General features: G+C 58.5%; 8 protein-coding genes and 1 pseudogene. 5 read left to right on the forward strand and 4 right to left on the reverse strand.

The features are described from left to right. The first annotated feature begins 52 nt into the window (after window positions 1-52). The 3 genes from AAAX31_RS09065 to AAAX31_RS09075 all read left to right on the forward strand — a co-directional run bounded on the left by AAAX31_RS09065 (window position 53) and on the right by AAAX31_RS09075 (window position 3,672). Window positions 53-1,441 (forward strand): aspartate kinase, encoded by a 1,389-nt coding sequence (locus AAAX31_RS09065; protein ID WP_349077000.1) that lies wholly within the window; start codon window positions 53-55, stop codon window positions 1,439-1,441. A gap of 173 nt (window positions 1,442-1,614) precedes the next feature. Continuing rightward, a complete protein-coding gene (locus tag AAAX31_RS09070; protein WP_349077002.1) occupies window positions 1,615-2,640 on the forward strand; it encodes an aspartate-semialdehyde dehydrogenase in 1,026 nt (341 codons plus the stop codon). Window positions 2,641-3,093: 453 nt separating this feature from the next. Beyond that, window positions 3,094-3,672, forward strand: coding sequence for a methylated-DNA--[protein]-cysteine S-methyltransferase (locus AAAX31_RS09075; RefSeq protein ID WP_238022593.1), 579 nt, complete (start codon window positions 3,094-3,096; stop codon window positions 3,670-3,672). A 144-nt stretch (window positions 3,673-3,816) separates the two neighbouring features. Here AAAX31_RS09075 and AAAX31_RS09080 read toward each other — a convergent pair whose 3' ends face one another. Both AAAX31_RS09080 and AAAX31_RS09085 read right to left on the reverse strand, forming a co-directional pair. Continuing rightward, window positions 3,817-4,011, reverse strand: coding sequence for a chloride channel protein (locus AAAX31_RS09080; RefSeq protein WP_195520693.1), 195 nt, complete (start codon window positions 4,009-4,011; stop codon window positions 3,817-3,819). Window positions 4,012-4,551: 540 nt separating this feature from the next. Continuing rightward, on the reverse strand, window positions 4,552-5,190 hold the full coding sequence (locus AAAX31_RS09085; protein ID WP_195620798.1) for a GyrI-like domain-containing protein: 639 nt from the start codon (window positions 5,188-5,190) through the stop codon (window positions 4,552-4,554). A gap of 270 nt (window positions 5,191-5,460) precedes the next feature. On the opposite strand from AAAX31_RS09085, the gene AAAX31_RS09090 reads away from it, so the two are divergent. Further along, the gene (locus tag AAAX31_RS09090; RefSeq protein ID WP_117774146.1) at window positions 5,461-6,162 is read left to right on the forward strand and encodes an ABC transporter ATP-binding protein; all 702 of its coding nucleotides are present in this window, start codon (window positions 5,461-5,463) and stop codon (window positions 6,160-6,162) included. A gap of 5 nt (window positions 6,163-6,167) precedes the next feature. Further along, window positions 6,168-8,933, forward strand: coding sequence for an ABC transporter permease (locus AAAX31_RS09095; protein WP_349077004.1), 2,766 nt, complete (start codon window positions 6,168-6,170; stop codon window positions 8,931-8,933). A 51-nt stretch (window positions 8,934-8,984) separates the two neighbouring features. Here the strand turns inward: AAAX31_RS09095 and AAAX31_RS09100 are convergent. Then, window positions 8,985-9,074: pseudogene (locus AAAX31_RS09100) on the reverse strand (helix-turn-helix domain-containing protein); the annotation flags it as partial. Then, the gene (locus tag AAAX31_RS09105; RefSeq protein ID WP_050636981.1) at window positions 9,055-9,495 is read right to left on the reverse strand and encodes an RNA polymerase sigma factor; all 441 of its coding nucleotides are present in this window, start codon (window positions 9,493-9,495) and stop codon (window positions 9,055-9,057) included. The pseudogene AAAX31_RS09100 and the gene AAAX31_RS09105, both read right to left, overlap by 20 nt. Window positions 9,496-9,725 lie beyond the last annotated feature (230 nt).

Consider the following 9,725-nt stretch of genomic DNA (forward strand, 5'->3'; position numbering starts at 1 on the left):
GAGCGCGCAAAATAGGTTCGCAGAGGCTTTTTAGAAAGGTAACCTCCAGCCCATGATTAAGATTGCCAAGTTTGGCGGCTCGTCGGTCGCCGACGCCGAACACTTCAAAAAGATCAAGGCCATCGTCGACGCCGACCCTGCCCGCCGTTTTGTGGTGGTTTCCGCCTGCGGCCGCCGCTTTAAGGGCGACACCAAGGTGACCGACCTGCTCTATCTGGTCAATGCGCACGTTAAGTACCACGTGTCGTGTGAGGAGCTGCTCGAGGACATCGGCCAGCGCTATTTTGATATCGCTGATGAGTTGGAGCTCACCTATCCCATCCGTGAGGAGTTCGCGGCCTTTGCCGAGCGCGCCCGCTCGGGCGGCTACTCCACCGAGGAGCTTGTGAGCCGTGGCGAGTACTTTACCGCTCGCCTGATGGCTGAGTACCTGGGCCTACCGTTCCTGGACGCCGCGACGGTTGTGGCGTTCCATCACGACGGTACGCTCAGCATGAATCGCACCTCCGAGCTGGTGCAGGAGTATGGCCAGCAGGGCGGCTTCGTTATGCCTGGCTTCTACGGCGCGACGCGCGAGGGCCAGATCAAGCTGCTCGATCGAGGCGGTGGCGATATCTCGGGCTCGATCTTGGCCAAGTGCCTGGGCGCCGACCTGTACGAGAACTGGACCGACGTCTCGGGCTTCTATTCTGCCGATCCGCGTATTGTTCCCGAGGCTCAGCCCATTGCGCGCGTTACCTACGAGGAGCTGCGCGAGCTTTCGTACATGGGCGCAAGCGTCCTGCACGAGGAGGCCGTGTTCCCCGTGCGCGAGGCGGGTATTCCGCTGGTCATCAAGAACACCAATGCGCCGCAGGACCCCGGCACCATCATTAGCGAGACGGCTGATGAGGGCGAGGCGGAGCCCATCATTACCGGCGTGACCGGCAAGCGCGGCTTTGTCGCCATCAACGTTGCCCGCGACCGCACCAAGCCCCGCGTTGGCTTTATGCGCCGTGCGCTTTCGGTGTTCGAACGCTATGACGTTTCCGTCGAGCACATGCCCACCGGTGTCGACCGTTTTGGCGCCGTGGTGCAGGAGCAGGACGTGCACGATTCGCTGTACTCGCTCGTTGGTGACATTCAGCAGGAGGTCGAGCCGCTCGAGATCGAGGTTGTCGAGGGTCTGGCGCTCATCGCGACCGTCGGCCGTAACCTGCGCGGTCGTGCAGGCATCTCGGGCCACCTGTTTGGCATGCTTGGCCAGGCCGGCGTGAGCGTGCGCATGATTTCGCAGAGCTGCGACGAGATCAATATCATTATCGGTGTCGAGGAGAAGGACTTCGACTTGGCGATTCAGACCATTTACCGTGCCTTCTCCGACGAGAACGGCATTGTGAAAGTCGCGGACCTGGAGGCTCCCGCGCCGGTCGAACCCGCCCTGGCCGCCCTCCACAAGTAGCGGCCATTCCGGCAGATTTTGGGACATGCCCCAAAATCTGCCGTGGGGCGTTTCATTTCGGTTTCGTTTCGACGGGGCGGGTTTCATGCCCGTCCCGTTTTTGTATAAACTGGGCAAGAACATTTAGCCTGCTCGGCGTGCGGGCAAAAGCCACAACCTTAAAAGGGGGAAGCATGAAACAGTACACGGTTGCTATTTTGGGCGCGACGGGAGCTGTTGGCACCCAGATGCTCGAGTGTCTCAACGAGCAGGAGTTCCCGGTCGGCAAGCTCAAGCTGCTAGCGAGCGCGCGCTCTGCGGGCAAGACCGTCGAGTTCCGCGGCGAGCAGGTTGTGATCGAGGAAGCTTGCCCCGAGGCCTTTGAGGGCTGCGACATCGTACTCGGCGCTGCCGGCGACGATATCGCGAAGGAGCTGCTGCCCGAGGCCGTCAAGCGTGGCGCCATCGTGGTAGACAACAGCCATGCCTTCCGCATGGATCCCGAGGTGCCGCTGGTCGTGCCCGAGATCAATGCCGACGATATCAAGTGGCATCACGGCCTTATCGCCAATCCCAACTGCGCGACTATCATCGGCCTGGTTCCTACCTGGCCGCTGCATCAGCTCGCCGGCGTGAAGCGCATGATCGTCTCGACGTATCAGGCGGCTTCGGGTGCCGGCGCTCCCGGTATGGCCGAGCTCGAGGCTCAGCTGGCCGCCCTGGGTCGCGGCGAGGAGATTCCCGAGCCGCGTGCATTTGCCGCCCAGCTGGCGAGCAACCTGATTCCGCAGATTGGCGGCGTCAAGGAGGAGGGCTTTACCTCCGAGGAGATGAAGCTGCAAAACGAGGGCCGTAAGATCATGCATCTGCCCGAGCTGCGCGTGAACTGCACCTGCGTGCGCGTGCCCGTGCTGCGTTCGCACTCCGAGAGCATTACGCTCGAGTTTGAGCGCGATATTACGGTCGAGGAGGCCCGTGCTGCGCTGGCTGCCGCTCCCGGCGTCAAGCTAGTTGACGACATGAGCGCCGAGGATGCGCACGACCGCTTCCCCATGCCGATGGACACCTCCGACCAGGACCTGATTTGGGTCGGTCGCGTACGCCGCGACATCTCGAACCCCGAGGCCGCGCGTGGCATCACCTTCTGGTGCTGCGGCGACCAAATCCGTAAGGGCGCGGCAACCAACGCCGTCCAGATCGCTAAGCTGCTCTGCGAGTAGTGTGACCTGTCCGGCGGGGGCCGGGCTTAGTTTTCAGAACGTCCTCGACCATGTGTGGCGCCTTGTCCTGCTCCTTCGGAGCCGCGGACAAGGCGCCACACTGGTCTGCGGAGTGTTCTGAAAACTAAGCCCGGCCCCCGCCTGCGGTGACTCGGCTGCGAGCGGCCTGCGATGGGGCCGTTGTTGGCTGGGGCCGCTGGGCTGATGTGAGGGCACGTGGCCGTTGCGGGCCCTGGCCCCGGCGGCGGCCTCGGCGCTTTGCGCCTGCCGCCTTTGGGGACTGTGGGGCGCGGCCGGCAGCTGCGGCGCGTTGCGCCTGCTGCCTGCGGGGACTTTGGGGTCGTGCGGCAGCTGCGGCGCTGCGCGCCTGCTGCCTTGGGTGACTTTGGGGTCGATTGGGGTTGTCTGCACAATTCGCGGTATTATGTTGCGGAGTTTTGAAAGGAGCCGCTGGTGGTCACGACGACGTTTGCTTCGCCTTTGGGCGAAATCCTGCTTGCCGCTGATGGCCGCGGTTTGACGGGGCTTTGGTTTGAGGGGCAGGAGCACTTTGGCTCCACGCTTCTCAAAGAAGATCCCGAACATGTTGAAGGCGCCGATGCGGTTTCTGGTACCGGTGGGATGTCTTCGGTGAGTCCGGCAAATGGCGCGGCTTCTTCGGTGCTTGAGCGTTCTTGGGCTTGGCTGAATGCTTATTTTGCGGGGCAGGAGCCTCGGTTTACGCCGCCGTTGCATATGATTGGCACGGCGTTTCAGCGTGAGGTTTGGTTTGAGCTGCTTTCTATCCCGCGTGGCGAGGTCGCTACGTATGGTGAGATCGCCCAGCGTGTTGCGGCTCGACATCGTGTACCGGGAAACGAAGCACCTGTTGTGTCTCCCCGTGCCGTGGGGGCCGCGGTCGCGCGGAATCCTATTTCGATCATTGTGCCGTGCCATCGCGTGGTTGCCGCCGACGGCTCGCTTAACGGATATGCCGGCGGGCTTGACCGCAAGGAGTGGCTGCTTCGGCTCGAGGGCGCGTACGAGGAATAACGTTCGAGCACTTTGCATAGCCAAGACGCCGTGAAAGAACGGGATGCGCTTTCCGAATGGCGTCCCAAACGGAAACCGTGTCCCGGAATACAGCCTTAGAGTGGGATGCCGTTTCCGGTTGAGACCACTTGCTTGGACATCTTTCTACGCCCGCTTCTGCAGGGCATAGATCGACTTATCCATGTTGAACAGGTAAGCCGCGACGCAGACGATGAAGAATGCCGGCAGATTACCGAAACCGAAGACTTCGCAGCCAATCAGGATGGGTGCGAGCAGCGTATTGGTGGCGCTGCCAAAGACGGCTGCGTAGCCCAGCGCGGCGCAAAGCGCGATGGACATGCCGAGTTGAGCCTCGTTATGGCGACATCTGGGTAACAGAAAGGCCCGCGTTCCTCAGAGGCAAGATAGGCAATTCTGCTTTTGAGGTAGATCTCAATTCTGCCGACCGCATCAAACATTAACTGCCGGAGGGCTCGGTCAAATTCATACGTGTAGATGATGGTTTCGAATGTTGTGCCTTCGCGAAAGATGGTAATCCCGGACTTGCATTTGGTTTTGTAGGGAAACCAGTAGGCCGACAGTTTGTAGTGGCCGACTTCGACCAAAGCTCGCTCGAGTTCGCTTTGATCAGAGCACTTAAGACCCCTGTATTCTGTCAATAGTGCTATTTGTTCGTTAGATGGATATCCGCGACTTCCGGTATTTCATTTAAGCCTCTTGATAGAAAAAGAGCTGGAGTTGCGCATCGTTGAGAGGCTTTCCAGCTTTAGCAAAACAAACTTATAAGATGCGACGGGCCGCGTCAAGATAATTACCGGACGGCCTAGGAGGCGGCTGGTTGGCTGGCTTAAAACCTAGCGCGTGAGATGACGCTCCACGCTATTCAGCGCGCTTGATAGGATGACGAACCACAGTCTTAAGTTTCTCCGGTGCACATTTGCGTGGATCGGAGAGATAGATTTCGTGATGGAAACGGGTGTCTGAGAAGTCGGGGACATAGCCCTGCTCGGTCGTGTATTCATTCATAGCGCCTACGGTCGCCGGTTCGTTGTCGTAGGGCCCGGTGTGCATGCATTGAACGCAGAGGCCCTCGTCAACTTTAAGCAGCTCGACGGCAGAAAAGTCAAGTTTCTTTTTGGTCGTGGCTTCCGCGACTGCCCAGTCAAAGTCATCTCGGGTGACGAAATCGGGCAGGCGAATGCACGAGATAAAGTTGAAATCGTCCTTGCGTACATAATCGATGTCGCCGCTCGGGGAGTCTTGCCACCAGAAACCCTCGAGCGGCGGTACCACAAAGTCGAAATAGCCCTTGATACTCCTTGAGCCTTTCTTCGACATCTTGACGGTATAGGCGATGCCGTAAAGCAGCGGCAGGGCGTTTTGATACTCGCCACCTTCAGTATTTGGGTCGCCCTTTCCGCGAACGGCAACGTAGCTCATAGGCGGGACAGTTACGATGCTCGGCTTGCTTGCAGGTTTGTAGAGCTCCTTGCATTCCTTCTTAAAGTCGAACGCCATGTTGGCCGCCTTTCTGCGTATTGGCCTGCTTAGATAACGGAATCATATCATAGAAACGAACAGCTGTTCGAATGATTTTGCTGACAGATAGAGATGCGTGCGTTGTGTTTGGCGGTCGGCCTGACCCCGTCGATGATTTCTCTGCCTTCCCGGCGCTTGCCTGCGCTCCCCGTTTCCCCATATAAAACCTGCCAAAATGAACCTGTCCCTTTTTGGTCGGCGTGAAATGGGTAATACTAAAGAGTTATCCGACCAGATGGGAATTAATCGATGGCTTATATCGAATTCAAAGACGTCATCAAGGCGTACGGCGAGGGCGATGCCCGCATTCACGCGCTCGACGGCGCGAGCTTTACGGTCGAGCGCGGCGAGCTCGCCATCATTTTGGGTGCTTCGGGTGCCGGCAAGACCACGGCCCTCAACATTCTGGGCGGCATGGACACGGCAACTTCTGGCACCGTGACGGTGGACGGGCGTGACGTGAGCTCTGCCAACGAGGCTCAGCTTGTGGAATACCGCCGCGCCGACGTCGGCTTTGTCTTCCAGTTCTACAATCTGGTCCCCAACCTGACGGCGCTCGAAAACGTCGAGCTCGCGGCGCAAATCTGCCCCGATTCACTCGATGCCGAGCAAACGCTTTGCCAGGTTGGCCTGGGCGAGCGCCTCGCCAACTTCCCCGCGCAGCTATCGGGCGGCGAGCAGCAGCGCGTGTCCATTGCCCGCGCGCTGGCCAAGAACCCCAAGCTGCTTTTGTGCGACGAGCCCACGGGTGCACTCGACTACAAAACCGGCAAGCAGATTTTGCAGTTGCTGCAGGACACCTGCCGCAAGCAGGGCATCACGGTCATTATCATCACCCATAACTCCGCGCTGGCGCCCATGGCCGATCGCCTGATCCGCTTTAAGAGCGGCCGCGTGGAGAGCGAGACGGTCCAGCAAAATCCCGTGTCTATCGAGACAATCGAGTGGTAGCGCCCATGGACCAGGACCGCCAAAACAGCCAAAACCACGATACGGAGCACGCGGGCCGCGACCGGGAGTTCGCGACCTACCGTACCGCCCAAAGCTCAAACGATATGGTGCCGACGGTATTTCGCCGTGGCATCTACCGCACAATCCGCGGCAGTCTTAAGCGCTTCCTATCTATCGTGGTCATCACCGCGCTCGGCGTGAGCGTGATGTGCGGCCTCAAGGCGGGTTGCGAGGATCTGTGCGATTCGGTCGACGCCTACTTCGACCAGCAAAATGTCTATGACATTAACGTGCAGTCGACCTATGGCCTGACTGACGATGATCTCGACGCCATCCAAGAGGTCGATGGCGTCGAAACGGCCGAGGGCATCTACGCCGAGACCGCCTACACCGCCGTGGGCACAACGCGCGAGCGCGTGGTCGTGCAAAGTCTCTCCAAGGAGAACATCGATCAGCCGGTGCTCGTGAACGGCGATTTGCCCGAGAGCGCCGATGAAGTCGCGGTGACTTCGAAGTTCCTGAAGTCTTCGGGCAAAAAGCTCGGCGATACGGTGAGTTTTGCCGCCAATGACGCGAGCTCGTCGAACCAAAGCGCCAAGGATCAGTTTGCCGCGGGCGATTACACCATTACGGCCGAGGTCCTCGATCCCACTGATGTGAGCTCCGACTCGACAGTCAACGCCTTTCGCGCTGCTTCGGCGGCGGACTATAAGTTCTATGTGAGCGAGGACGCCGCGACGTCGTCGTCCTATTCCGCAGTCCACGTAGTCGTCGAAGGAGCCAAGAGCCTCAACTCCTATTCGGATGCCTACGCGGCAAAGATCAACAAGGTCAAGGGCAATATAGAGAAGATCCGCGAGGAGCGTGAGAAGGCGCGCGCTCAGGAGCTGACAGTCGACACGCCGGCAAGCTTGGATGCGGCCGAGCGCCAGGCGAATATGCTCTTTGGGATTGAGCAGGACAACATCAATCGCATGGCCCAGGGCAGCGAGGAACGCGTCCAGGCTCAGGCCGACCTGGATCAGCGCCGCGCCGCCGCCGACCAGCAGTTTGCCGATGCCCGCGCCGAGCTTTCCGATTTGGGTGAATGCACGTGGTACATCCAGGACCGCGACAATATCGCAAGCTACTCAAGCGTGGAGAGCGATAGCTCGTCAATTGAGGCTATTGCGACGGTGTTCCCGTTCATCTTCTTTATCGTCGCCGTGCTCATCAGCCTCACCACCGCCACGCGTATGGTCGAGGAGGAGCGCACGCTCATTGGCCTGTACAAGGCGCTCGGCTACTCGCGCGAGCGCATCCTGTCCAAATACGTGGACTATGCGCTGTGGGCGTGCCTGATTGGCGGCGTGCTCGGCAATATCATCGGCTTTGTGGGCCTGCCGCTGTTCCTGTTTACGGTGTTCGACGACATGTACTCGCTGCCCCAGATGCTGCTTTCGTACGACATCGTGTCCTCGATCGTCTCGGTGGCGCTGTTTGCCGTGGGCGTGGTGGGCGCCACAATTATCGCCTGCCGCCACGAGATGGCCGAGACCCCGGCCTCGCTCATGCGCCCCAAGGCCCCGCGCGCCGGCTCGCGCATCCTACTTGAGGGCATCGGCTTTATCTGGCGCCGCATGGGCTTTTTGAACAAGGTGGCTGCGCGCAACCTGTTCCGTTACAAAAAGCGTGCCTTTATGACCATCTTTGGCATCGCGGGTTGCACCGCGCTTGTGATCTGCGGTATGGGTATTCGCGATACGTCGGTGGCGCTTTCGCCCAAACAGTACGGGCATATCACGCGTTATGACTTGCTGGCGGTCGCCAACCCCGATGACTTTACGCAGACGTGCGCGGCGTTGGATGAGCGCAGCGCGGCCAATGATTCCAACGTGACCGTGACTTCGACGCTGCCGATTATGACCGACAACGTCACCTTTACGTTTGGCGGCAAGAGCGAGACCGTGCAGCTGATCGTGGTGCCCGATGACCGCACGAACGACCTGGATGACTACGTGCGCCTAGAGGACGAGTCCAAAGAACCGCTCGCCCTGCGTGACGGGGATGTGTATTTGAGCAAGAGCTCTCAGCTGGTGCTGGGGATCAAACCGGGCGATACGGCACACGTCCAGGATTCGTCGCTCAATGTTGCCAAGGTCAAAGTCAGCGACATCTCGCTCAACTATCTGGGCAACACGCTTTACATGACGCAGGGCGCCTATGAGCGCGCGTTCGGTCGAAGTGCACGCCTTAACGGCGTCTTTGTGCTGCTTAAGGGTTCGTCGGCCGACCAGATTGCGTTTAGCAAGAATCTTAAGAGTGACGGTTGGCTTACGATTTCGAGTACGGCCGAGCATTGGGAAAACTATGAGGCGAACTTTACGATTATCAATTCGGTCGTGGTGCTCGTGACCTTTATGGCGGCGTGCCTGTCGTTTGTGGTGGTGTTTACGCTGTCTAATACGAATATTTCGGAGCGCGAACGCGAGCTGGCGACCATCAAGGTGCTGGGCTTCCGCCGTGTCGAGGTTCACCATTACGTTAACAAGGAGACGTTGATCCTCACGGCGATCGGAGCCGCGCTGGGCGTACCGCTGGGCGGCTTGCTGGCCGAGAGTTTTACGTACATTTTGCAGATGCCGTCGCTGTACTTTGACGTCGAGGTCGAGCCGCTAAGCTACGTGCTCGCCGTGGTGCTTTCCTTTGGCTTTACGTTTATCGTCAACCTCGCCACCAACCGTACCCTCAACAAGATTGACATGGTCGGTGCCCTCAAGAGTGCCGAGTAACCTGCCAAAAAGGGACAGGTTTATTTTGTCAGGTTTTATCTGGGCAAACGCTGGACAACCATTTGTCGCTGCCACAATGACAGGATAGGGAACAAGGGCATTTTCCGGGTAGCCGGGTTCGTTACCATTCGTCCCATTCATCAGCATTTTCCTCCAGATATTTTCTTAATTTCTCAAAAGAGCTTGTCCGCCTGTACTGTATCGTGCTTCTCGATGTATTGAACAACTTCGCAATCTCGGTGTCGTTCATTCCCTCGAAATAGTACAGGAGTACGGCTTTGCGCTTTTCTTCCGGCAAAGTACGGATTGCTTCAAGAAGCAGCTTCGGCGTGATTTTCTTCCCGGCTTTCTCAAAGACGGTTTCGGCGGTTTCCCGTTTGAAATATTCATCAAAGGTATGAAGCTGCCGCGCTTCGTCTAAGGGCAAATCGGAAAAGGTGACTTCCCTTGCCTTATGCCTGTGCAGCTCCCTGTGAGCGTCACACGCTTCATTGTGCAGCACCGTATTACAAAACTTCTGAAAAGCACATTGTTTGTAAAACTCCCTGCTATTAGGTTCCACATTCTCACCTCCTTTCTCGTTGGAAAGTTGGTGGTGCTTCCCCCTTTTCGCGGGGCAATACGGCGTTTTTGAAAAACGCCGAAGATTTTTTGAAATTTTTTCAACCTTGATTCTCATTTTCATTGCAACAGCCTCAGGACTCAGCGCAACGCGTTGCGCTGAGTCCTGAGGCGCGAATCCGGGTAGGCAACCCCAGAGGGGCCGGAATCCCCCGGCCCGCGATGGAGGGA

It is taken from the genome of Collinsella sp. CLA-ER-H5, assembly GCF_040092375.1.
In the GTDB taxonomy this organism is placed as follows: Bacteria; Actinomycetota; Coriobacteriia; order Coriobacteriales; family Coriobacteriaceae; genus Collinsella.